Genomic DNA, 24,569 nt, shown 5'->3' on the forward strand with positions numbered 1-24,569 from the left:
CTGTATCCTCTAGAGATACGCTGCTGGACAGCTTATTAATTATTTTTTTTATAGAATTGCACAAAAGATCGGGCGATCGGCTAGAGTTTAGGCGATCGCCCTCATCATATTTCCCACTTACGACTCAGATGGTTTGTGTGCAATCCAATACTTGCTCACAAAGTGGACTTCAGTAGAAATATCCCTAAAGCCTGCTTTCTCCAAACGTTCCACCAAATCATCAGTGGTGTAATGCTTGTAGTAGGGTTCGTGGAACATCGCTGGAAAATTTTCCATCATCGACATGAAATCGGGAGAATCGCTGACCTGAATTGAGTCGCAGATCGCAAAAACTCCCCCTGGCTTAGTCACCCGGAAACATTCCTCGATCGTCCGCTGACGCACCGCCGCAGGTAGCTCGTGGAATAGAAAAACGCTACTTACTGCATGGAAATAATTATCCAAGTAAGGTAGTTCCTCGACGTTAGCCTGGAGGAGCTGCGGCAATTCATCTGGATTTTCAGATAACAGCTGATTTGCCTTCCGCAAATAAGCTGGTGAAAGATCCATACCAAAGATGGATGCTTGTGGCAGAACGCCACGGATAAATTTCAGAGTCCGACCAGTCCCGCAAGCTACGTCTAAAACCCGGATTTGCTGAGGCGCAGTCGAACTAAAAGCTTTCAACCCTTCCTTGAGGGGAGCTAAAATTCGCCGCCGCATCGCATCTGCTGCGCCGTTAAAGAGAATTTCCACCTGCAAGTCATAGAGATTGGCTGACATATCGCTCAAGTAGCCGTCAGTCTGGTAATGGAAGTTTTGCAAGTAGTAGCTGGGATAACCAACCTTCTCAATCTCTGGCGAAAACTCCTGATATCTCTTCTGGTTGGCCCGCTGCTTGATTTGCGGCAGATCCAACAAAATCGCCGGATAGAAGCGAAAAAAGTCTGACCAGGCGTTATCGAAAAGCAAGCTGGAGGGATATACAGCTTGTTCGGCATCCTGCCAATCTGCTTCGAGCAGTCGATCGAGCTTTTGTTGAAGTTTTAGTAAAATCTCAGGGCCCAGAGGTTTAAGATTCTGATTATCAGAAGGATAAATCAAGTTCAGCAACTGCGAACTTAAAGTTTTGTGAGCTAGACCAAAGTAACTTTTGCCCTGCTGAAAAGTCTGATAGGCCAGTTTTGTTAGGGTGTCAGACATGGGAATGGCTTGCTCGATTTTAGATGGGTAGCTATTTACTGTAAATAATTGTAACGAAAAAATCCCTAATCTTTCCCTCTACCCATAGGCTGCGTTGCAGCGCAATCGCAAAGTGCTGAGTACTGAGTACTCAATACTGTCCTAACTTATGTGACTTTAGCGAGAATGTGAAGAATTGTAACGAAAAAATACAGACTTCCTGGATACAAAAACAGCCACCAACAGGGTGGCTGGGCTAGTCAGAGGCGATTTATCGCTAAGGATGCTTTAAATCGATCGAGACTTACGCAGGATAAAGAGAAATCTTTGTTTTGTGTAGGGGTTAGGGACAAGGAGCAATCCCAATACCCCGCACCCCACACAAGCGTCAAAACAGACAAGCAAGGCGCGTAAGTCCTGCTGTTGGCCTTAGCAATCGTAGTAGAGGGCGAACTCGTAGGGATGGGGACGTAGCCGCATCGGGTTGACTTCCTTGTCGAGTTTGTAGGAAATCCAGGTTTGAATCAAGTCTTCGGTGAAGACCCCTGTATCGGTCAAGAAAGCGTGGTCTTTCTCCAAAGCCTCCAGCGCCCCTTCCAGAGAACCAGGAGTGGAAGGAACCTTAGCCAATTCTGCTGGGCTCAGTTCGTAGATATCCACATCTAGAGGTTCGCCTGGGTCAATTTGGTTCTTGATCCCATCAATACCGGCGCAAAGCATAGCCGCAAACGCCAGGTATGGGTTACAAGTGGCATCGGGACAGCGGAACTCTAAGCGCTTCGCCTTGGGATTGGTGCCAGACAGGGGAATGCGGATAGAAGCGGATCGGTTACCTTGGGAATAAGCCAAGTTTACGGGTGCTTCAAATCCAGGCACCAACCGCTTGTAGGAATTGGTAGTGGGGTTGGTGATTGCCAAGAGTGCTGGGGCGTGCTTGAGCAAACCACCGATATAATGCAGCGCCATTTGGCTCAAGCCAGCGTATTTATCGCCTGCAAACAGGGGCTGTCCGTCTTTCCAAATGGATTGGTGGGTGTGCATCCCGGAACCGTTGTCCTGAAACAGCGGTTTCGGCATGAATGTGACTGTCTTGCCATATTTCTTGGCAACGTTCTTGATGACATATTTGTAAGTCATCAAGTCGTCAGCCGCTTTTACTAAGGTTGAGAAGCGAATTCCCAGTTCGTTTTGACCGCCAGTGGCTACTTCGTGGTGATGCTTTTCAATTGGTACGCCGCACTTTTCCATTGTTAGCAGCATTTCTGTGCGGATATCTTGCTGGGTGTCGGTGGGTGGAACCGGGAAGTAACCTTCTTTGTAACGAGGCTTGTAGCCAAGGTTCGGGCCTTCTTCTTTACCGGAGTTCCAACGACCTTCTACTGAGTCTATGTAGTAGTAGCCTTTGTTCTCGGTTTGGTCGAAACGGACATCATCAAAGATGAAGAACTCGGCTTCTGGGCCAATAAAGGCCACATCGCCAAGGCCGGTAGAAATCAGGTAGTCTACTGCTTTCTGAGCAATGGTGCGGGGGTCGCGGTTGTAAGGTTGGCCGGTACGGGGTTCCTTGATGCTACAGATCATGCTCAAGGTTTTTTCTTTCATGAATGGGTCGATCCAAGCTGTGGTTGGATCTGGCACCATCATCATGTCTGACTCGTTAATGGCTTTCCAACCCCGAATGCTGGAACCGTCGAATGCTACGCCATCTAGGAAGGAGCTTTCGTCAATTTGGCTGCGATGGAAAGAACAGTGTTGCCAAATACCTGGCATATCGATAAATTTCAGGTCGATAATTTGGATGTCTTCCTGCTGGATCCAATTCAATACGTCTTGCGGGGTCTGGGCCATAAATTAGCTCCTTGATTTTCTGTGCCAGCTTTAAGCTTGGATAATGATAATGAGTGGAAGTGAAGCGTCAGGTCAAGGGGAGTACAGCTTAAATTTTGTTTAATTCACCGTCGTATTGAACAGAATAAGTCTGGCTGGGTTGATCTGACCTCTAGACAATAACTGGCGGAAAGTCCCCTGGATGGGGGCAAGTTTAGCTTCGGGACAGATGAAACTGAGCTATCTGGGTTCGTCCCAGATCTGGCTAAGTGCCAGATCGCTCATGATTGATGCCTAAAAACTTAGTGTACCTGCATCATGCTAAAGACAGAGCTAAGGATATTTTGTATCTTAAATTACAAGATCTTGGCCTTCTGGGACACCAGGAATATTAAAAAAAAATTAAATTTTGTAGCTAAGTTAACAGAATGCTGTTTTCTAGCTCGGTTTGATATATAAAATGGTATCAATAACTACAGTTTATAGAGGAAATAAGAATGGCTTTTAAATTGCAGGCAGATTTTGAGGATCGGGAAGCGCTCCAGTACCGTCCAGGACAGCGGGTTGAGTTGAAGCGGCGATCGGGCGTTGTGGATATTATTGCAGAGTATGACCCGATGATGGTGCCGCCGATCTGGTTGGTGAATGACCCGCAGCCGCGATATCCAGAGGAGTTGAATTTGCTCCCCAATCTGGTCATGGATTGGTTCAGGTCTTCTAGCCGCGAGAAGGTTCAGTATCCAGTCTGCCGGTTGAGCGATCGCACCAGAGAAAAAGTTCTTGCTTAGTCTGGCTCTTCCCTTGGGATAATGCAGCGGGATTCAACTTTTGGGCGATCGTTTTGTTGTAAACTACAATCGGCTATCTATGCCAAGCAAAAACGATTGTGCTTCCTGGCTTAGCTTTGTGAATGTAGAGCTTAAGCTTTGGAGGTAGTGTGCCAGTCCGATGGTTAGCAAAACGGGTGCTGGGCACGCAAAGGTAATTCAGCAATAGCAAAACCCCGATAGTAATCACTGGGAGAGCAATTTCATGCGGGACGCAGTAACAAATCTGATTAGAAATTACGATGTTAGCGGTCGGTATTTAGACCGGAATGGTATCGATACGCTGAAAGCTTATTTTGAGACGGGTACGGCGCGGGTTGCGGCGGCGGCTGTGATTAATGGTAATGCGGCGGCAATTGTCAAGCAGGCTGGTTTGCGGTTGTTTGAAGAACTGCCGGAACTGATTCGCCCCGGTGGAAATGCTTACACGACTCGTCGCTATGCCGCCTGTCTGCGGGATATGGATTATTATTTGCGCTATGCCAGCTATGCTTTGGTGGCAGGCGATACGAATGTGCTGGATGAGCGGGTGCTGCAAGGGTTGCGGGAAACTTACAATTCTTTAGGTGTACCGATCGGCCCAACGGTGCGCGGTATCCAGATTATGAAAGATATTGTGAAAGAACAAGTGGCAGCTGCTGGGATTGTAAATACGGCGTTTGTGGATCAGCCTTTTGACCATCTGACTCGCGAGTTTAGCGAACAAGATGTTTAAATTTTAGATATTGGATTTTAGATGGAATCTAAAATCTGAAATCTGGTCTACAAAAATAAGGGGCAGGCAAGTTGTCTACCCTACAATAAGAGCGATCGCGTTTTTTTCCTGGTGAGGGGATGGAGTGCGATCGCTCAATCAATTTTGGATTTTAGATTTTGGATTTTGGATTTTAGTCATTTCCCCCCTTTGCCCCCTAGCCCCCCAAATCTGGGGGTAACAAGACTCTTCTCCCCCCAGATTTGGGGGGCTAGGGGGGCAAAACCTTGGTTAGTGCCTAAGTCCTGTATAACTTATAATTTTAGAAGATGATAGTTAGTATTTAACAAGAACAATGGGTAGTCCCTGACAGTTTAAGCTGTTTAATATGAGTCTAATAAAATCTCGGACTTTTACGGCGATCGTTTTTTGGGAAGAGGATGTATATGTGGCGAAATGTCCTCAAGTGAGTACGGCGAGTCAGGGTGAGACGATAGAAGAGGCGTTGGTTAATCTTAAAGAAGCAACAGAGTTGTATTTAGAAGAATTTCCTTATTATTGACTTAGTAGCTACAATAATGTGTGAATCGAAAATAGTAAAACCTAAAAATAACTATTATGGAAGAATTACTGACCCTGAAAGACTTACTGCTCAAAGGCGATATCAAAGGTTCGCTAGCTATAGTTGAAGAACTTGAAGAAATGAGTAAAGATGATAAAATTAATAATATTGGTAGTTATGCCATTATACTATTGTTGCATTTAATCAAACAGCAAGTAGAAAATCGCACGACTCGTTCTTGGGATGTATATATTTATAACTCGGCTTCGGCAATTAAAAAGAAGAATAAGCGGCGGAAAGCAGGAGGTTTTTATTTGACATTAGAAGAATTATCCTTGGCTATAGAAGAAGCATACCCAGATGCGATCAAAGCTGCTTCTTTAGAAGTAGAGGAAGGGCTTTATGATGCCGATACTCTGGAAACTATGGTTAATCGAGAAGAAATCTTGAATCGCGCAATGGCACTTATATCGCCGGAATCATGAAACGCGCTCGACTTGCGATCGCTTTTTGATTGAACCGCAGAGGCGCAGAGGACGCAGAGGAAGAAGGAAAGGACGGGCAAAATGCCCGCCCCACAAGAAAATCAGTCTAGGTGGTGCGCGTAGAAGTGCGATCGCGCTATTCTTCCCGATTCTCTAACAAATGCCAGATGAGGAAACAGGCGTCAAGCAAGTTACCTAAGCCTGGAAAGAGTAAATCGGCAATCCTGGAAATTGCAAATTCGATAACTGGAACTAGGTTGGTTTTGATTAATTTTGAATTAGCAGAAAACTCGGTTAATTTAATTTCCGATTCTGGGTTAGATAAAGGATTGATGCTTTGAGTTTGTGAGGATGGTAAGGAAGATTTCATGTTGCCTCGTGTTGTGAGTTTTTTGTTCTAACCTCATCAAACTCGGCTGATAAATGCGTTTGAAGCTAAGAAATATATGCGTTTATATAACTTGTGTATAACTTCTGGAAATATTCTCATCTATGCGGATGACCCGCCTGGGATTCAAATCGCAGTCATAGCCCGCCTGGGATTCAAATCGCAGTCATAGCCCGCCTGCGATTCAAATCGCAGTCATAGCCCGCCTGCGATTCAAATCGCAGGCTAATAGCTGAAGTCCACTGAAGTGGACTGAGGAATTAGAAAAGACGGCTGTTTGGGGTAGTAGGGACAGAATTTCGGGCTTTTATAGCAAAAAAACCCGGTTTCTGAGATTACTGAATCGGTGTTCTAGCAGTCCTCTTTCAGAGGACTTTCGCTATTAGCCTGCGATTTGAATCGCAGGCGGGCTAACGCACTGAAATTATCTAGCAGTCCTCTTTCAGAGGACTTTCGCTATTAGCCTGCGATTTGAATCGCAGGCGGGTGAGGTCGATCACCCACACGCCCGATCGCGCACAATATAAGATATGAGAAAATTGGTAAAGGTTGGGCTATGTCGCGATCGCTCAAAGTTGCCCCAAAATATATAGAACGAGTTAAACTAGCGCGAAAGCGGTGTGGCTTTCCTAGCGTCAAGGCTTTCGCGACGGAGATGGGGATAGCCTACGCTACGGCTAGCAACTTCCTTAACGGCCACCCTGTTGATTATCTCAATTTTGTCGAATTTAGCGAGAAGCTGGGCTTAGATTGGCAAAGCATCGTCTACATCGAACCCGACTTACCCCCGCTACCTACCGACAACCCATCCGTTACATCCGCTACAAAATCCGTTGCTAACACCCCACCGGAAAACGTCAGCCACCAAGGAATTGACCCCAGTCGCTTTATCGGACGGGAACGAGAACTCGCCGAACTGCACGAATTATTGCAGCAAAACGGACAAGTCGCCATTACTGCGGTGGCGGGTATGGCTGGCGTGGGGAAAACGGAACTCGCCATCCAATATGCTAGGCAACATTTGGCGGACTATCCCGGTGGCGCTTGCAGGCTGGCGGGACAAGAACCTCAAATGGGAGTGGAATTAATCCGGTTTTTTGAAGATGGATTTAATTTAATTGCGCCGGATGACCGAGATTTGCCAAGTCGGGTGCAATTCTGCTGGAAGCGTTGGCAAAGAGACGGCGAAGTTTTGGTGTTGCTGGATGATGTGAAGCGATATAGCGAAATTGAAGATTACCTACCGCCTCGGAATTCGCGCTTTAAAGTGCTGATGACGACTCAGTTGGATTTTTCTTTGAATTCATCGGTGCAACAGTTATCTGTGAAGGTGCCGGAATTAAAGGCGGCTATCGAGATATTGCAGTCGTTTATCGGCAAAAGCCGCATCTCTCAGGAGTCAGAAATAGCTGCCGAACTTTGTCAATGGCTGGGTTGTTTGCCTTTGGCTTTGACTTTAGTGGGAAGCTATCTGCAAGAATTTCCTAAATTGTCGCTTCAGACGATGTTGGCGCGGTTGAAAAATCAGAAACTCCAACACGCATCCTTTGACCCGCAGCATAACCCAACTCTCGATAAAAAGTCGAGTCGCGCTTTGGCGGCGGCGTTTGAATTGAGTTGGGAACGTTTGGGAGAAATGGATGAAAATGCACAAACAATTGGCTGTCGCCTCAGTTTATATGCGTTAGCGCCGATTCCTTTGTCGTTCGAGGCGGATGAGGAAGACCTCTCTCCAAACCTCTCTCCTGCAAGGAGAGAGGCTTTGAATTTTCATGTTCCCCCTTCCCTTGCAGGGAAGGGGGTTAGGGGGTTAGGTCAGAATGAGGTAGAAGTTTGGGAAACAGCGATTAAAAATTTGCGAAAGCTGCATTTGCTGGATGAAAAAGGTGCAGAAAGTTATCAATTGCATTCGTTAATTCGAGAATTTTTCCAGGATAAATTAGCGCAATTAAAGAAAGCGGAGGATTTGAAGCGTGATTTTGTAGCAAAAATGGCAGCGGTTGCAAAGCAACTTCCTTATCAAGCTAATCGTGATTTAATTGTTGCTTTCAATCCTAACATCCCGCATCTGATAGAAGTGGCTAAGCATCACATTGCCTATCTTAGCAATGACGATTTACCCTCACCTTTTACAGCCTTAGCCAGATTCTATAGAGATCAAGGGTTCTATGATTTAGCAGCACCTTGGCTTGAGGAGCGCTTAGCTGTCACTAAAGTCCGCTTCGGTTCCGAGCATCACCTTGTAGCATCTTACCTCAACAATCTAGCTATGCTTTACGAGAATCAAGGCCGATACAGTGAGGCGGAACCGTTGTTTTTGCAAGCTTTGGAACTGAACAAACACCTGCTAGGTGATGAGCATGAAGAAGTAGCAACTTGCCTCCGCAATCTGGCCAACCTCTACGATTCGCAAGGTCTTTATAAAAAAGCGGAACCGTTGATTTTGCAAGCCTTGAAGCTCAACAAACGTTTACTAGGTGACGAGCATTCCCATGTCGCAGGATGCCTCAACAATTTGGCAATGCTCTACCAATCTCAAGCTCGTTACAGGGAAGCAGAACCATTGTTAGTCGAAGCGTTGGAAATGTGGAAACGTCTGCTAGGAGAGGAGCATCGTAATGTAGCAATTTGCCTGAACAATCTAGCTTTAGTCTATGAAGATACAGAGCGCTACGAGGAAGCGGAATCACTATATTTAGAAGCCTTAGAACTTTTTAAACGCCTGCTGGGAGAGGAGCATCCCGACGTAGCAAAGAGCCTCTACAATTTGGCTATGTTCTACCAATCTCAAGGACGCCACAGCGAAGCGCAGCAATTGTATGTGCAAGCTTTGACGATTCGCGAGCAGAGGTTAGGGTCGGGTCATCCCCTTACTGTTAAGGTTCGTGAAAACTTTACAAATTTCTTGAGGCAGGTAATTCGTGAAGGTGCTGCCGATTTAGAGATGCTAGAAGATAATCCTTTAGTTCGAGAAATACTGGAGGAAGTTTCAGCAGAAATTGAACAATCCCAGGATACAACAAATGAGTGAAGGCGATTTAAGGTGAGGGATGGATTTTCTTTAAATAACTTTATTATGAATATAAAAGCCGTACTATAATAGGGCTAAACTGTCATTCACAATCGGATTTATGGACACAGCAAACTTTCCCCCTGAAGTTCAAAAAGCACTTGCCAACGCTTCACCCGAAGTTCTCAAGCGAATCACCGAATCTACTTTCCCCTACAATCGCCTCGATCTAATGTGGAAGTTTCAGCTACAATACAAATATCCGAATTCGGAAAAACCCGCTATGGAAGAAATACTTGAACTCAAAGATATGCTGCTTAAAGGTGACATCAAAGGTTCATTGGCAATTGTTGAAGAACTCGAACAAATGAGCAAAGATGACAAAATTAATAACATCGGTAGCTATGGAATAATAGTATTGCTGCATTTGATTAAACAACAAGTAGAAAATCGCAGCACTCGGTCTTGGGAGTCGTCGATTCGGAATTCGGCTAGGACAATTCAAAGAAAGAATAAGCGGCGCAAAGCTGGAGGATTTTACCTAACACCAGAAGAATTACGTTTAACGCTAGAAGAAGTTTACCCAGATGCTGTTGATGCTGCTGCTAGGGAGGTAGAAGAAGGACGTTACGAACCTGAAGAATTAGAGGAATTGGTTAACAAAGAGGAAATTATCGATCGCGCCTTAGCTTTGATTTTACCGCCAGAGTGAATCCGCGAGAAGCTTGTAGGAAAAAGCGAGCGAGTCTTCAGTGAGAAAAAAATCTTCGCATTTGGAAAAAATTACTATGGAAGAAATACTCGAACTCAAATATCTTCTGCTAAAAGGCGATATAAAAGGTTCGTTAGTGATTGTTGAAGAACTTGAAGAAATGAGCAAAAAAGATATAATAAAGGCGATTCGTAGCTATGCAGTAATTCTGCTGTTGCATTTAATTAAACAACAATCCGAAAATCGCACCACTCGTTCTTGGTCAGTCTCAATTCGCAATTCTGTTCGAGAAATTCAGAGAGAAAATAAGCGCCGGAAAGCTGAAGGTTATTACTTACCGCCAGAAGAGTTATTGGAAACTCTAAAAGAAGCCTATCTGAACGCTATTGACGAGGCTTCCCTAGAAGTGGAAGAAGGACGTTACGAACCGGAAGAATTAGAGAAACTGGTTAACAAAGAGGAAATTATCGATCGCGCCTTAGCTTTGATTTTATCGTCAGAATGAATGTGTTTAATACTGTCCTAACCGACGAGAGCGGTTGCTATACTATTCATCTTCGCTTTCAGCTACAATACAAATATCCGAATTCGGAAAAGCCTGCTATGGAAGAAATACTCGATCTCAAAGAACTTCTACTCCAAGGGGATATCAAAGGTTCGTTAGCAATTATTGAAGAACTGGAAGAAATGAGCAAAAAAGATATAATTAAGACGATTCGTAGCTATGCCGTAATTCTGCTGTTGCATCTGATTAAACAACAAGCTGAAAATCGTACTACTCGTTCTTGGGATATCTCAATTTGCAATTCTGTTTTAGAAATTAATGACGAAAATAAGCGACCGAAATTGGCAGGGTTTTACTTACCGCCAGAAGAGTTACGTGAAGTTTTGGAATCTGCTTACCGAGTAGCGATTAACAAAGCTTCGTTAGAAGTAGAAGAAGGACGTTACGAACCGGAAGAATTAGAGCAACTGGTTAATCAAGAGGAAATCCTAAATCGAGCTTTGGCTTTGATTTTACCGCCGGAGTGAATTTCAATTACCTGAGTCAATATTTCTTTCACCCAAAACACTCCATTGGTTAGGCGTTGTTAAAACTTGCGGTTGTATCTGTACCATAACTAAACCAAAAGTAATAGAAATTAACCCGAAAAAGAAAGAGCCTAAAATAATTCGCAGCAGCTGCATGAATCGATCGGGCCTTTCGCTCGACTCTGTGGGTCGTTCTGTATTGAAAAATACATTATTCTCTGGTTTGACTTCCAGGGTTACTTCGGCTCTACTAACCGTAACAAGCTGAAGTTCCTTTAACTGTCTGAGTGCTTCGAGAATTTCGCGATCGCTAAATGGCTTCTCTCGATACTCCGCCGTCCACGCCTGAAAATCCAGTAAATCAACTTTCAGCTTCGAGGAGGCAGTAGCTCGCGGTAAAAGCCATTGGTAGAGTAGATTGGCGCAAGTTGTCAGTTTCGTTTCTAACATAGGTGGCTCTCGACTGCGGAAACTAGGCCGCTGGGTTCTTAGATATCTAAGATAATTGTTACATATGCGACAGTTTTAGCCAGGTTTGTGTGCATTAACTGCATAAATCTCTACAATTTGATGAATCCATGACAAAAGAACGACTAGACACATTGTTGGTAGAACTTAACTTATGCTCCTCTAGGCAGTTGGCACAGCGGCTGATTTGTGCTGGGGAAGTGCGGGTGAATCAGCAGCTAATCGACAAACCGGGGACCCAAGTCGAGATATCGGCGCAGATTCAGATTAAAGAGCGATCGCCCTACGTTTCCAGAGGCGGTGAAAAACTAGCCAAAGCACTACAAATCTTTACCATTCAGGTTGAAGGGCGCATTTGCCTTGATGGAGGCATCTCTACAGGCGGCTTTAGCGACTGTCTGCTGCAATCTGGGGCAAAACTGGTTTACGGCATTGATGTGGGTTACGGACAGGTAGATTGGGGTTTGCGGAACGATCCGCGAGTGATTCTGCGAGAACGCACTAACTTGCGATATCTCACCCCAGATCATTTGTACGGCGATGCTGAACTTCCCGATTTGGGGGTAGTGGATGTTTCGTTCATTTCCTTGACAAAAATCTTGACTGCCTTATGGCAGCTGCTTCAGGCTCCCCGTGAGACAATATTGCTCGTGAAACCGCAGTTTGAAGTCGGGCGATCGCGGGTTGGCAAAAAGGGCGTTGTGCGCGATACTGACGACCAAGCGGGTGCGATCGCGCAAGTATACACCGCCGCCCAAAAAATTGGCTGGCAATATCGCGGCTTAACTTGGTCGCCAATCACCGGCCCTGCTGGTAATATAGAGTATCTTTTGTGGCTGGGCATGGATAGCCCAAACTCGGCTCCCGATTTAGAGACTATCTGTGTTCTAGCCCAAGCTGCAAAAAGGGAACTCAGCAATTCTGCTGTAGCCCGTACCTAACATTTAATGCGATGTTAATTCAATGAAATCCTTCAAGCTACTGGCTCAAACTATTTTTAATGTCGTTAAGCTACTGGCTCAAATTTTTTTGTATGTCGTTATCGTTCTAAATCTGATTTTTCTAGTCCTCATTACCAAAATCGCTACAAGCTTTGTTTGCGAACAACTTATATATAACATTCTATTCATTGGCGATTTATTTACAATCTTAGATATAGGTGAATTTGTCAACGTCATTGTCTTTGCTATACTAGGAATGGGGTTTGGCTTAGCAAGTGTTTTGTTGCCGAAGTATGCTCAAATCAAGACTAGCGCTGTATTACTAATCATATTAGTGCCATTTCTTTTCAGTACAAGCGCTTTTGTTAAATATAATTTTTGGATAGAAGATTTTGCCGAACAACAAAATATAACTATTGAGCAAGCCGAGACTATAACTAACTCTTTTTTGAAGTCAAGAGTTAACCTTAATGGCTTCTTAGGTTTTTATCATTATACCGCTCAATTTCCCATTCTTCCAACCAAACAAAAGGAAATGATGAAAGCGGAAGAAATGGAAAAAAAAGTAAAGTCAGAATTTCTAGGTTTCACTAAAATAACCAAATTAAAACCAGAGATAATTACCGGATTATTGGCGTGTGGCAGCTGGACAATCCGATTTTTTTACTTCTCGTTATCGGCATTTACAACCGTTTACCATTTCCATTTGGGTCGCCAAGAAATTGCCAGGTGGTTTCAACCTTCCCCTCCCAAGTTTCCTCCAGTCCCGCCTCGGTTTAAACCTCGTTCAAATAAACCCCTAACCCAACTCCCACCGCGTCGCGTCCGCGATCGTTGATACTGAGTTTGGTTATCTTAATATTACCATTTAACCGTTTGAGAGATTTGCTCAATGAAGCTAATAAAGTTGACATTTGAAAATTTTACTATCCGTATTTTTATTGCCAGTCTAGTTTTTATAGCTACCATATGGTTAATTTTAAATTTTTCAGCACCACGCATTCCTCTTCTTGGCTTTCATAGCATCATTGATATTGAAGAACCACAGGAGAAAGGCATTCAAGGTAGCCCGTTGCCAGCAATGGATTACACTAAGCAAGATTTGAGAGAATTTTTAGATTATCTAGTCAGCCACAATTTTTGGTTACTTTCAACTCAAGAACTTTATGACTATTTTATAACTAAATCTAAGCATATACCACCCGAACATCTAGGTCAAAGGCCAATCATGATATCTTTTGATGATTCATATAAAACATTTTATACAAATTTACTGCCGGTTTTGCAGGATTTGGAAAATGAATATTCTCAAAAAGTTAAAGTTGTTTTATTTATCAATCCGGGTACAATGGCAAAGTCGGAAAGAAAAACTTCTTACAATATAACTTGTAAGAATTTGAGAAAAGGGCTTATCAAAGGTTTTTATGATATTCAATCTCACGGACAAAATCATAAAAAATTAACAGAACTAAATACTAAAGATTTAATTTATGAAATTTCAGAAGCACAAGCTAGACTGAGAGAATGTACAGCAGACTTAGACCCAGATAAAACAGTCGCTTCTCACATAGCATATCCTTATGGTGCTTTAAACCAACGGGTTGAAGAGTATGTGTCTAAATATTATTTGTCGGGGTATTTGTACAATAGCAGAATTTTTAAATTAGGTTGGTTGAGAAGCAATTATCAGATACCCCGGTTAAGCGTGAATCACGCGAAAACACCCAAAAGGCTGATCCAGATGGCGGAAAGGGCTATGACAATTAAAAATTAAATTTAGTCATTGGGAAATTTAAAATTGAAGAATTGCAGATTTCAAATCTGAAATCTGAAATCCGATCGCAGCTATTGCCGCAATTCCTGACGCAGGCGATAGAGAATGGTACTGGGTTCCACTCGATCGAGAATTTCTTGAATGACTGTGTTTGGCCCCAGTTGCCCCCAAGTGCAACCTTGTTCTAAATATACTTGTGCGGCGCGACCGACGGCGTAGGCTCCATATCCGGCTATACCGGCTTGGGCTATAGCCACCCCTCCATAAGCAGTCAGGCTAGTAGGGTTTTCACCAGAGACAACAGCAGCAGCACTCTTACCCAACCCCAACAGCAAACTGCTACCCATTTCGCCCAGCAGTAAACCACCAGAACTCAACAGAATTGTTTTCCAGAGTTTCCCAGCTTCGTAGCTTGTCATGGGCAGATTATACAGTCGTGCCAGCTCGCGGATTAGTGCCAAATCCGCTATAGTTCCGCCCAAGATATCCAAAAGAGCGATCGGATTGAGGGCGACGGCGAGAGCTTTATACTTGGTAAATTGCCAAATCAGGTCTTCGGCTTCAGTGTTGCGTAATTCCAAGATTTTACTGGCAATAGTTGCTTCGGCTTCCCTTGCTTGAACCAAGGCGTTGAGGGCGAGGAGCGATCGACCTTCTCTATTTAGAATACTGAGAATTTTCTCCTTCAGCTCGTCTATATCCGAGGGTGGCGACTCCCATTCGTAAGTAACTTTACCATCCGGCCACTCGACACGCACCTGAATTGGTGCTGGTTCTGCCGCCACCATCACTATCTCATCTGGAGATAATAACTGTTGGAGACGCCTACCACCACTGCTACCAGCACCCAGTTCTTGCAGATTTTCGTAAATTGCTTGTCTGTCTTGTTCTGGATATAAGTCGATTTTGTTAAATACCAAAATTATCGGCTTTTGGGCTTGTCGCAGTTCGCACAGCGCTTGATACTCGGTGCGAGTGATATCGCCAGAAACGATAAACAAAATCAAATCTGCTTGACGCGCCACCTCCTGCGCCATCGTTGCCCTTGCTTGTCCCTCAATTTCATCCAATCCCGGCGTATCAATTAACTCCATTTGGACTTTGGAGAACCCCTTCTCCTTAGTAAGGGGGGGTTCTGAAGCGATCGTCCAGCGGACAGAGCGGGGCCACTGGGTAACGCCGTTGAGTGGCCCGGTTTGCAGGATTTTCTGACCCAGCAAGGCATTCAAAACCGCTGATTTGCCGCGACTGACTAAACCGAAAGCGGCGATGCGAATCACGCCTTGGTCTAGTTTTTGTAAGCTGTTGGTCAAAACTTCTATTTCGGAGCGCAGGGATGCCCGAATTTTGGGAGTATATCCAGATAAAGCGCGTCGGATACTAGAACGAGCAAGGGATAAGTGAGATTCTTGCCGGTTGCTGTGACGCCCAGCTTCTGGATTGGGTTGGGAGGATTGAGGATTGCTCAAGGTTGGATAAGGAAGGACAGGCTACAGATCTATTTTCATCATTTTTCCTATTCCTGACTTTTCTGATAAAAATAGGAAAAAGGCTCAAGCATTGATGCCTGAACCTTTTTATAAGTATCAAAGCGCTTTTAGAGCAAGCGCATTAAAGCTTAGTAGCGAGGAGCGGAGTTGCTATTGCGCCGACCGCCGCCGCCACCAAAAGAACCTCGATCTTCGCGGGGCTTGGCCTTGTTGACTTTCATGTCGCGGCCCATCCACTCAGCCCCGTCAAGGGCTTCAATAGCTGCCGTTTCTTCAGTCTCGCTATCCATTTCCACAAAACCAAAGCCGCGCAGACGACCTGTTTCGCGGTCTGTGGGTAGCTGAACCCGCTTGACCGTGCCGTATTCTGCAAAAACGGCGCTCAGATCTTCTGAGATAACTTCGTAGGAAAGATTGCCTACATAAATAGACATAACTTGTCTCCCAAATCAAAAAGGTGTAGAAGTTGAGATTCCGGAGAGAAGCCTGCCAATACCAAAAACAAAAAGCCTGTTAATACTAAAAACAAACGCTGCAACCGAATTTTATTCTCACCCATAAGTCTAACGCGCCCTCTGGAAAAAAAGCGGAAAGCGAAATAACTGTTACAAAAAGCAACAATGACAATATGGAAGGCGATCGCCCGAAAAGGATGCCTTATGCCGAATGGGTATGCAAGCGGCTAAGTAAGGGGCGCTATCTAGAAGTGGGTACAGGCAATCCAGTTGCGATCGCAGTAATTCTCACCTCATCTTGCAGGCGATCGTCAATTCCTGCCCCAAAAGTAATATTTGTGTTGGCATCAACAGCTTGATTCATTGTTTCCGCAGCAGCATTAATTTCCTGCACGCTGATATCGCTACTGCCAGTAATGTAAAATATAACGCTTTTTGCTCCTTTGATTGGCACTTCCATCAACGGTGACGAAATCGCTGCCATCGCTGCTGATTTCGCCCTAGATTTACCAGTACCTACACCAGTGCCTATTACTCCAAGACCAGCAGATGCGATTACTTTTTTTAAGTCAGCTAAATCTACATTTACCAATCCCGGATTGTTGATAATATTAGCTACTCCTTGAACTCCTTGACAAACCAAATCATCGACTACTCGGAAAGCTTCTTGAATCGGCGTCCATTCTGAAATCATGGAAAAGACATTATCGATGGGAATAACTATCAACATATCCACTTTATTTTGCAGAGCAGTAATGCCGACCTCCGCCAATTTGGCGCAATTTCGTCCCTCGTGAATGAAAGGACGAGTGACAATTACAATGGTTAATGCTCCCATTTCTTTAGCAATTTGTGCTACAATTGGTGCAGCGCCTGTACCCGTACCGCCTCCCATTCCAGCAATAATAAATACCAAGTCGGTTTGTTCTACTGCCGCTTCAATTTCCTGACGAGATTCTTCAGCTGCTTTCTGACCAATAGCTGCATCGCCACCCGCACTAAGTCCTTTGGTCAAACTTTGTCCTATTTGCAAGCGATTGGGAGCATAGGATTGAGTCAATTCCTGATAGTCGGTGTTAATAGACCAAAATTCAACGTTACTTATACGACTCGCAAGCGCCCGGTTAATGGCTTTTTGTGCGCCTCCGCCAACACTAATAACTTTGATTTTGATGCGGGGCCAATTTTCCAGTTTTGGCGGCTGTAGTGCAGTGAGGGCTTCTGACAAAGTGGCGATCGCAGCTACTTCTGGTCTTGAGCTAAATTCTCGATCTAGGTCGGATAATTCAGAGCGCAGAGAAGTTACTTCTCCTTTTAATTGTGCGTGTAATTGCGCGATCGCGGTTTTGCTTTCTTGCTGTATTTCTGCTAGTGCTACTCCCTCTAGTTTACCGTTCAATTGTTCGGCTATGTCATTTAGCTGAAAGCGCAGAGAAGTTACTTCCCCTTGTAATTGTGCGTGCAATTGCGCGATCGCACTATTTGTGTCCAGTTGTATTTCTACTGGCGTCGCTACCTCTGTTTTGGCTCTTAACTGTTCCGCTATGTCATCTAGCTGAGAGCGCAGATAAGTTACTTCCCCTTGTAATTGGAAGTGTAAAACCGCGATCGCGCTTTTGCTCTCTTGTTGTATTTGTGCTATTTCTGCTCCTTCTGCTTTACTGCTTAACTGTTCGGTTATGTCGTCTAGCTGAGAACGAAAATTGCTAATTTCTGCTTGTAATTGTCGATCCAACTGGGCACTTGCGCTGCTACTTTCTTGTTGTATTTGTGCTAGTGTTCCTAACCCAGGTTTAGCGCTTAATTGTTCGGTTAAATCGTTTAGTTGAATACGCAGATTATTAATTTCACCCTGTAATTGTTGATGTAATTGAGCGATCGCATTGCTAGGGTCTTGTTGTACCTGCGGGACTGCTTCTACCTCCGATCTGGAGTTGAACTTTTGAGTTAGTTTATCCAACTGACTGCGTACAGAAGCGATCTCTTCTTGTATTTGACGTACATAACCGATCGCGCTGCTACTTTCCTGTTGCACTTGTGGCAGTACTTCTAGCTCTGGCCTTGAGGTAAACTGTTGGGTGAGGGCGTCTATTTGACCGCGCAGAGAAGAAATTTCGGCTTGGATTTGATGGAACTGAGCGATCGCGCTGTTGCTTTCCTGCTGTACCTGTGGCAGTGCAGTGGCTTCCGATCTTGAGCTAAACTGTCCAGATAGGTTATCCAGTTCCTCGCGTAGATTGGTGACTTCTCCTTCTAGTGCAGGAAGATTATTCAGATATAACGCCAAAGCGCTCAATTGCTCGGTTAGCTGTGCTATAGCTTCTGTTTCCGGTCGCGCTTGGAAATCCTGGGCTAAGTTCTCTTGTCGATCGGCTAGGGCTTGAGTTAAGTTTTCTACTCTAGAGATCGATTGATTAATGGTACTGAGAGTTTGTTCTGGTAGCGCTTCGACTTGCTGATGTAGAGATTCAAAAATGTGATGTAACTGAGTAATCGAGCTGGTGGTGTCCTGTTGCATCTTTGCTAATCCAGGGACTTCTGGTCTTGAGCTAAACTCTTCAACTAGAACATCCAGTCGATCGTGCAAATTGGCGATTTCCCCTTCTACCCCACTCAGGTTAACTGGTTCTGGAATAGGCAAATTGTCGATCCGCAGTCCCAAACCAATCAGTTGTTCTCTTAAAAACGCTAGCGCTGTTTGCAACTGTTCGATCGCTTGTGTTTGCGATCCTGCTTGCAACTGTTGGGCCAATTCCTCTTGCCGATTAGCTAGCGTCTCAGTTATATTCTCCAAACCCGATAGAGACTCAGCGATCGGACTGAGGGTTTGGTCTGGTAGCGCTTGCACTTGCTGTTGCAGGGATTGAACAATTCGATCTAATTGCGCGATCGCGCTGCTGGTATCCTGCTGCGTCTGTTGTTGCAATCGCTGTCGATTCACCAAATTCAATGATAAAGCCACTGTCAGAGGCGCTGCTGCCATAGCCACCTGCCCATAAACAGCAGCGGCGACGGTTCCTACAGCTGAGGCGGCAAGGGAGACATATTCTGTAATCTGTAGCCAATTACGCTGCGTAGACATCATTTCAAAACGTGGCGAAACGCACCCTATACTACTTCAAGTTGCTAGTTACTTGCACTCTGGGTACGTTGTTGCGCTTTAGCGCTCTTATCCTAGTTGTAATAAGAGCGCTAAAGCGCAACAACGTACCTAATACCAGCCTCGATTATATAACTAGCAACTTGCGTTACTACTTGTCAGAAGTCTATCCCTAATTGCTCACAGCTATCTCGGAACTGGTAAGTTGAGGGTCTTGCGCTTCTGGCACCAGACGCCCCACAACTTGCTTAACAAAAGACTGCAAGAAAGCAATCCTTTGATTTTGCTGAAAAACCTTTTGCAGTGTTTCGCGCAAGCGATCGAGTTTTAAACCATTCTCGCCGTCACCCATAACCGCATCTAGTTCTTGGAAATACTCAATTAAGCTTAAACCTGCCAACCGAGTCAAATAGGCAGCGCTGACTCCCTGCACTAAACCTCCAGCGACAAAGGTGATCGCGTTACTTTTGAGGGCAGCAGTAATCGCCTGGGTTGAAAGCTCCACCAAACCCAGTTTAAGCATCAAACCACCCATTGTCCCTGCCACATCTTGAGCTTGTTCGAGGGAGAATTTTTGGTGATAAATTTTACCCAGATCCAAAACTAGCTGGACGTTGATCGCGCCAGTTGCCACTAGGTCGAGTGCCGGTATAGGATTGGCAAAAGCTGTCGCTGCGGCTATCCACTGATATTGCTCGATCGCAGGTAAAGCGCGATCGCGTCTCACCCCATTCAGCACCGTTTTCGCTTCTGCTTTCAAAGTAATGGCTGCACGCCAGGTGGTTGCCCATACCAACTGTTGACTTTGCTGGGCTAGAATTTGGCCTAAGCGTTCTGTCAGCGCCGTTATTTCTGGAACTGACTCTTCCAACCATTCCTGCACCGTCCCATCTGTTTGGTGCTGGCGTACTTTGATCGCTTTGGGAGAGACTGCGATCGCTACTGTATCATCTGCCTCCAGCGTTAAAAGCATCCGCTGCTGTAGCTGCTGCAATATTACCGCTCGTTCTTCTGGTAAATACTGGTCTTCTTTATTAAAAACCAGCACACTTCGCTGATTAGCTGCCTTTAGCTGCTGCAAAGTTTGAAATTCTGGCTCTGTCAAATCGCCAGTCGTGACGAATAATACCAAGTCAGAAGCTCTAGCAACTGCCAAAGCGTCTTTCTCTGCTGCCAAACCAGTTTGTGTCCCCGCAAATAAAGGCGGTGTCTCTTTCAAATGAATAGTTTGTTTAATTTGGGGAACCCAACTGGACTGTAAAGCTTGAATCAAAGTGGTTTTGCCAGATCCTTTCCCGCCAATAACCGCCAAGCTTATCTCTTTCCGGTCTAATTCTGTCGTCACTTGAGCGACTTTCTGACGTAGTTGCGCGTTAGCATCGGCATCTGCTGCTTCTGTCTCTACTTGGGCGATAACTAATTCTGAAGCAGCGATCGCTTTTTCGGCAGTCGATCGGTCAAAGAGCGATATATCTAACTGTATGGGGGTAGCTTTGGCTCTTTTTTTCCGAAATAACCAAAAACCGCCAAGTGCGATCGCACCTAACATACCCACTTCATCCATCTGCCCAGCCATATCGTCGAAACTCTGCCACAGCCAGAGCAAAAATGAGAGTCCCACTCCTCCAACCAAAATCGGACGACGCCAAAGACCAGTCATAATTTTTTTTATACCTAATATAGCAACCGCCAAGGCGGTTAAGACATTCTGAATTCCTGAAACGTTGGCGGATTCTAAACCCTTCTGACCCTAGTCCCTAGTAAAAGAGCCCCTAGCCCCTAGCTATAATTACCAGCTTAAAACAAAACTCTGCAACCATTTATGTTTGCAAAGCTTATGACGCTTTTGATTCTGTCTGCTGAGTAATATCATATTCGGTTACATCGGCATTGTCTGTGGGAATCATGGGTTAAAATTTTACCGCAGATGAAAGCAGATAAACGCAGATAAACGCAGATAAGAAAAGATAAGATATTTTTTAATACCAAATCCGGGTCTGCTACCCCCTTTTTCTGCCTCAATGTTGTTCCTTCTCCGACTCCCCCACTCCCCCACTCTCCCACTCCCCCCACTCCCTCCTTTGAATAACGGGGGTAATCGAAGCGGATTTGGTATAAGCCCCCGCTACCCTCCTTATCACCATAAAAAGAAGCCCTGCAACTATTTTATATTGCAGAGCTTCTTTTTATTTTGTATTTGGTGGCGGGAAGTGGATTTGAACCACTGACCTTCGGGTTATGAGCCCGACGAGCTACCAGGCTGCTCTATCCCGCGTCGCTCTCTCTAGTATAAACACAAGTTTAGAAAACTTGCAACTAAATTAGCGATAATTCTCCAACAACTTCTAAACGCTTGTATTTCCCCAAGGCCATAAAGGTTTCAGAGAGGGATTCGGCAACGGTTGGAGTAATCCAGCCCATTTGCCTGAGCAGGTGAATGGCCACCGCGTATTTGGCCCGCTTAGCGCCATCGATCGCCTTAATTGCCAGACCCATGCCTTCGCCCACTCTGCCAATGCACTCAATCCCTTCGGCTCCACCCTTACTTACGAGTTCCCCTTGAGTCTGTCGCATCAGTTCCGTATCAAATTCCCCAATACCTGCGACCAAATTTGGGTGATGAGTCATAGCGCGGACAATCCGCTCCATATCCAAATTTGTACCGGAGGACAGCTGGGCGTACAACGAAGCCATTTGCCCCAGCTGCATGAAATAGGTCGGAGCCCCGCAATCATCGTGGGCGTTAATAAACTCTTCCCCTGGCATCCGCAGCAATTCGGCCACTTTGCTCAAAATTAGCTGTTGAACGGGGTGGTTGCGCTGCAAATAAGTATTGAGAGGCCAATTTCGTTGCTGGCAGATAGCTAGCATCCCCGCGTGTTTGCCAGAGCAATTATATTGCAGGGGACTTTCTTTACCAGCCGGGATCGGACACTGGAGTGCCGACGGGTCGATATCGCAGCGCCAAAGGACGTTAAAAACCTGGCGTACCTGCTCAATTTTGCCCAGGTGGGAACTACAGATAATTGCTAAATCTCTATCTGTCAGACCGTACCGTTCTAGCGTGCCGATCGCGGTAACAGCCAGTGCTTGGAAAGGCTTGAGAGCCGATCGGGCAAAAGTCGCCGTTTCGGCGTTGCCTGCCACTGATAGTATGCGTCCGCGATCGTCACATACAACCGCCTGGACGCGATGTGTTGATTCAGCAATGCCTTCCCTGAGCAGCGTCACTTCTAGTTCGGCTGATTGAGTTCTTTTTCCCCTTGTCATCTGTCTTTCCCCTTTGGAACCACCACTATATTCCTCTTAGGAATTAGCGGGAGAAAACAAGGGGGGCCAGGTTGACACCGCATACGAATAATTCCTTGAGCTTGTTTAAAAAACTTTGAGTTTTGAATAAAGACTTCCGACTTAGGATTCGGCACCCAATTCCCCTGATGGCTGACAGATCTAAAGAAGAATCCAAATGAAGCCGCCGATGCAGAGAAATAGCACTAGCAGTCCAAAGGTTCGCCTCAGCCGCCCAAGAATCGGTTGAATCTCATAAGTCGCAATCAGCCGATCGCGCGTGAGAATTTCTGGAGGTTTAGTCCAGCATTGCCCATCGTACCAGCCTGACTCTTCATATACTACTGTGGTATCGGCCAAGCGATCGCGCACATAAGTCCAGCCTAAGTATAGCCGCAGCATCGCTAACCCCATCAACAAAGTAGATAGACCCGCGCCACACAAGATAAACTGGCCTAAAGCCTTCTGAGGGGCAAAACTTGCCGATGCCACAGGGCCTGCGAGCAACCAACTCCAACCCCATACCCAAGCCATCTTCTTAATATAAGTGGCCCAATCAAGAGTGCCCCAACTAAAGTACCAAGAATCCTTCAATTCTTGGTACTCGTTGATGGGTAGCTGTTCAGATGGAACTGGGCATACAGAAACAGAAGACTCCATCATAAACTTATCCAAAACGGAAACCCATCGCCTTCATGCATGGGAGGAGTTTTTGCGGCTAAAGCCGCCATGACCATTACCGCCTTGGGGTTGATCAACTCGGTGTACTTTTGTAATGTACTTTCGATGGGACAATTACCATCTCAAGCTTTACAACCCTGTACGCATAATGGATTTTTGTTTGCTCGATTGAGCCTCCCTTTCGGGGTAATGTTAGCTTCGCCAAAGTTTTAAGAGCTTGTTAGACTTGCAACACTATTCCAGTGACCTTAGAACTGTTTAATTGCAAATGACAGAGCAGGGAACTAGCTTCGGATTCACCCGGTGTCGTGACTCAAAAAACGTAGTCAGTGAAGACTTAGGCTGGTCAGTGCGGCTTGCTTGATTTCTCTTACAAGCCCATCCCCTTTAGGGGTGGGTTACTGACGTTGCTAATCCACTCTTGCATTACTTCGGCTACTTCCTAAGTTTGAATTTGGATATCGATCCGTTCTGCGTGGCCCCAAAACGCATCCAGATTATAGAACTCTCGCTGGCTGGGTATCAAGATGTGCGCGATCGCATCGCCGTAGTCTAGGAGTACCCAACTTCCCTCCGCTTGTCCCTCAATTCGGAGGGGAAGACGTTGCAACTCTCGTTCTACCTTCTCTTGAATCCCTTGGGAAAGAGCCCGTACCTGCACTCTAGAAAAGCCGGTGACGATCGCAAAATAATCTGCCAGATACGAAACCTCTGACACTCGGAGTAAGACAATATCACCTCCTTTGCGATCGCTGGCAGCTTCCACCATCTTCAAAGCCAGTTCCCGGCTGGCATCTTCCCTCGCTCCGGCTGGCTTAGCAGCACTAGGATTTGTCAATATTGTTGGGTAAGCGGAATCTACGGTTTTGATGTTATCAGACATTAAATCCCTCGAGCCTTATCGAGTTCTAAAGGTAAAGAATTTCTTTGGCTTTTACCAATTCTTGAATCCTACACTGTCTTTATTGTAAATAAATTTGCTAACTTTTAACCGCTATGCTGTACCACTAAGCACTTTTTTGCTGGCTATTTGCATAGCCCAATTCCTAGTAAGTATCGTTCTAGGGTGAATTAAACGATGGGTTTCTATCAAATATTTCATTGAATAATCGCAAGTTCCCCATACAGCTTGGTAGAGATTTTGCCGACTTTCTTGTCGCAAAGCCTCCAACTCCCCAGAGTTGCCACGCCCAGGCTCCAGACTATCAGCTAGAAACACGGTACAACTCAGCAAGCTCATACCGAATCTGCCCAAGGTATGATTCCGGATCGCCTGCAATATTTCTTCATCTTGAACCCCAAACCGATCTCTGGCAACTAGAGCACTTACTTCTGCGTGTAAAAGATGCGGATTTGCCTCATCTACCGGATCGAGTTCTAAACCTTCTGACCGTGCCATTTCCAACAGAACTTGGGGTTTGAAATATTTGGCCAAATCGTGCATCAACCCAGCTTGAGCGGCTTTGGCCACATCCAGATTGTGATAAGAAGCCAATTCGATCGACATCTGCTCAACCCTGAGAATATGTTGGAGCCGGGAATCGGGAACGTTATCTGCTAACCATGATATTACCCGATCGCGCATTAGTTTAGCTAACTCCTTACCACAAATAGTACATCATCATAGGCAGTCCTACGATCGATCGATCTGTTTATATTATCGTTTCTGAGTCT

Annotated in this window: 22 protein-coding genes, 1 tRNA gene and 1 pseudogene; 11 read left to right on the forward strand and 13 right to left on the reverse strand. The window is 45.3% G+C overall.

The window, feature by feature from the left end:
• Window positions 1-117: 117 nt before the first annotated feature.
• Together LAY41_RS03775 and glnA are read right to left on the reverse strand one after the other, a co-directional pair.
• Window positions 118-1,182, reverse strand: coding sequence for a class I SAM-dependent methyltransferase (locus LAY41_RS03775; protein ID WP_249094259.1), 1,065 nt, complete (start codon window positions 1,180-1,182; stop codon window positions 118-120).
• A gap of 408 nt (window positions 1,183-1,590) precedes the next feature.
• Window positions 1,591-3,009: a type I glutamate--ammonia ligase gene (gene glnA, locus LAY41_RS03780; protein WP_249094262.1), complete on the reverse strand. Its 1,419-nt coding sequence runs from the start codon at window positions 3,007-3,009 to the stop codon at window positions 1,591-1,593.
• Window positions 3,010-3,485: 476 nt separating this feature from the next.
• Between glnA and LAY41_RS03785 the strand changes: the two genes are divergently transcribed.
• From LAY41_RS03785 to LAY41_RS03800, 4 genes are all read left to right on the forward strand, one after another.
• Window positions 3,486-3,776 (forward strand): hypothetical protein, encoded by a 291-nt coding sequence (locus tag LAY41_RS03785; RefSeq protein WP_249094264.1) that lies wholly within the window; start codon window positions 3,486-3,488, stop codon window positions 3,774-3,776.
• 244 nt (window positions 3,777-4,020) lie between these two features.
• Window positions 4,021-4,530: an allophycocyanin subunit beta gene (gene apcB / locus LAY41_RS03790; RefSeq protein ID WP_249094266.1), complete on the forward strand. Its 510-nt coding sequence runs from the start codon at window positions 4,021-4,023 to the stop codon at window positions 4,528-4,530.
• Between the two features lie 367 nt (window positions 4,531-4,897).
• Window positions 4,898-5,071 carry a type II toxin-antitoxin system HicB family antitoxin gene (locus LAY41_RS03795; protein ID WP_249094269.1) on the forward strand — a complete coding sequence of 58 codons (174 nt, stop codon included), beginning with the start codon at window positions 4,898-4,900 and terminating at the stop codon, window positions 5,069-5,071.
• Window positions 5,072-5,127: 56 nt separating this feature from the next.
• Entirely contained in the window at window positions 5,128-5,556 is a 429-nt protein-coding gene (locus tag LAY41_RS03800; protein ID WP_249094270.1) for a DUF29 family protein, read from the forward strand.
• A gap of 136 nt (window positions 5,557-5,692) precedes the next feature.
• Here LAY41_RS03800 and LAY41_RS03805 read toward each other — a convergent pair whose 3' ends face one another.
• On the reverse strand, window positions 5,693-5,926 hold the full coding sequence (locus tag LAY41_RS03805; protein WP_249094273.1) for a hypothetical protein: 234 nt from the start codon (window positions 5,924-5,926) through the stop codon (window positions 5,693-5,695).
• Window positions 5,927-6,500: 574 nt separating this feature from the next.
• Here LAY41_RS03805 and LAY41_RS03810 point away from each other — a divergent pair.
• The 4 genes from LAY41_RS03810 (at window position 6,501) to LAY41_RS03825 (ending at window position 10,698) form a co-directional block, all read left to right on the forward strand.
• Window positions 6,501-8,975, forward strand: coding sequence for a tetratricopeptide repeat protein (locus tag LAY41_RS03810; protein WP_249094274.1), 2,475 nt, complete (start codon window positions 6,501-6,503; stop codon window positions 8,973-8,975).
• Window positions 8,976-9,237: 262 nt separating this feature from the next.
• On the forward strand, window positions 9,238-9,666 hold the full coding sequence (locus LAY41_RS03815; protein WP_249094679.1) for a DUF29 family protein: 429 nt from the start codon (window positions 9,238-9,240) through the stop codon (window positions 9,664-9,666).
• 76 nt (window positions 9,667-9,742) lie between these two features.
• Window positions 9,743-10,171, forward strand: coding sequence for a DUF29 family protein (locus LAY41_RS03820; protein WP_249094276.1), 429 nt, complete (start codon window positions 9,743-9,745; stop codon window positions 10,169-10,171).
• Between the two features lie 98 nt (window positions 10,172-10,269).
• Window positions 10,270-10,698 carry a DUF29 family protein gene (locus LAY41_RS03825; protein WP_249094682.1) on the forward strand — a complete coding sequence of 143 codons (429 nt, stop codon included), beginning with the start codon at window positions 10,270-10,272 and terminating at the stop codon, window positions 10,696-10,698.
• Window positions 10,699-10,701: 3 nt separating this feature from the next.
• On the opposite strand, the gene LAY41_RS03830 is transcribed toward LAY41_RS03825, so the two are convergent.
• Window positions 10,702-11,148: a hypothetical protein gene (locus LAY41_RS03830; protein ID WP_249094278.1), complete on the reverse strand. Its 447-nt coding sequence runs from the start codon at window positions 11,146-11,148 to the stop codon at window positions 10,702-10,704.
• 128 nt (window positions 11,149-11,276) lie between these two features.
• Here LAY41_RS03830 and LAY41_RS03835 point away from each other — a divergent pair, with 128 nt between their 5' ends.
• From LAY41_RS03835 to LAY41_RS03845, 3 genes are read left to right on the forward strand one after another with little or no spacing between them, the layout of a single operon-like run.
• The gene (locus LAY41_RS03835; protein ID WP_249094280.1) at window positions 11,277-12,107 is read left to right on the forward strand and encodes a TlyA family RNA methyltransferase; all 831 of its coding nucleotides are present in this window, start codon (window positions 11,277-11,279) and stop codon (window positions 12,105-12,107) included.
• A gap of 22 nt (window positions 12,108-12,129) precedes the next feature.
• Window positions 12,130-12,945 carry a hypothetical protein gene (locus tag LAY41_RS03840; RefSeq protein WP_249094282.1) on the forward strand — a complete coding sequence of 272 codons (816 nt, stop codon included), beginning with the start codon at window positions 12,130-12,132 and terminating at the stop codon, window positions 12,943-12,945.
• A gap of 54 nt (window positions 12,946-12,999) precedes the next feature.
• Window positions 13,000-13,881 (forward strand): polysaccharide deacetylase family protein, encoded by an 882-nt coding sequence (locus LAY41_RS03845; RefSeq protein WP_249094284.1) that lies wholly within the window; start codon window positions 13,000-13,002, stop codon window positions 13,879-13,881.
• 71 nt (window positions 13,882-13,952) lie between these two features.
• Here the strand turns inward: LAY41_RS03845 and LAY41_RS03850 are convergent, their stop codons facing one another.
• The 9 genes and pseudogenes from LAY41_RS03850 to yqeK all read right to left on the reverse strand — a co-directional run bounded on the left by LAY41_RS03850 (window position 13,953) and on the right by yqeK (window position 24,480).
• Window positions 13,953-15,350 (reverse strand): GTP-binding protein, encoded by a 1,398-nt coding sequence (locus LAY41_RS03850; RefSeq protein ID WP_249094286.1) that lies wholly within the window; start codon window positions 15,348-15,350, stop codon window positions 13,953-13,955.
• A gap of 149 nt (window positions 15,351-15,499) precedes the next feature.
• Complete coding sequence (locus tag LAY41_RS03855) at window positions 15,500-15,805, reverse strand: RNA recognition motif domain-containing protein (protein ID WP_249094288.1); 306 nt, start codon at window positions 15,803-15,805, stop codon at window positions 15,500-15,502.
• A 286-nt stretch (window positions 15,806-16,091) separates the two neighbouring features.
• Window positions 16,092-17,054: pseudogene (gene ftsZ, locus LAY41_RS32750) on the reverse strand (cell division protein FtsZ); the annotation flags it as partial.
• Between the two features lie 2,044 nt (window positions 17,055-19,098).
• The gene (locus tag LAY41_RS03865) at window positions 19,099-20,586 is read right to left on the reverse strand and encodes a slr1306 family protein (protein ID WP_249094290.1); all 1,488 of its coding nucleotides are present in this window, start codon (window positions 20,584-20,586) and stop codon (window positions 19,099-19,101) included.
• 538 nt (window positions 20,587-21,124) lie between these two features.
• Window positions 21,125-21,201 (reverse strand) — tRNA-Met (locus LAY41_RS03870).
• 41 nt (window positions 21,202-21,242) lie between these two features.
• On the reverse strand, window positions 21,243-22,196 hold the full coding sequence (locus LAY41_RS03875; RefSeq protein WP_249094293.1) for an asparaginase: 954 nt from the start codon (window positions 22,194-22,196) through the stop codon (window positions 21,243-21,245).
• A 180-nt stretch (window positions 22,197-22,376) separates the two neighbouring features.
• Window positions 22,377-22,877: a CGLD27 family protein gene (locus LAY41_RS03880; protein ID WP_249094296.1), complete on the reverse strand. Its 501-nt coding sequence runs from the start codon at window positions 22,875-22,877 to the stop codon at window positions 22,377-22,379.
• Window positions 22,878-23,337: 460 nt separating this feature from the next.
• Complete coding sequence (gene rsfS / locus LAY41_RS03885; protein WP_249094299.1) at window positions 23,338-23,778, reverse strand: ribosome silencing factor; 441 nt, start codon at window positions 23,776-23,778, stop codon at window positions 23,338-23,340.
• A 111-nt stretch (window positions 23,779-23,889) separates the two neighbouring features.
• Window positions 23,890-24,480, reverse strand: coding sequence for a bis(5'-nucleosyl)-tetraphosphatase (symmetrical) YqeK (gene yqeK / locus LAY41_RS03890; RefSeq protein WP_249094302.1), 591 nt, complete (start codon window positions 24,478-24,480; stop codon window positions 23,890-23,892).
• Between the last annotated feature and the right edge of the window lie 89 nt (window positions 24,481-24,569).

It is taken from the genome of Argonema galeatum A003/A1 (assembly GCF_023333595.1).
GTDB lineage: Bacteria > Cyanobacteriota > Cyanobacteriia > Cyanobacteriales > Aerosakkonemataceae > Argonema > Argonema galeatum.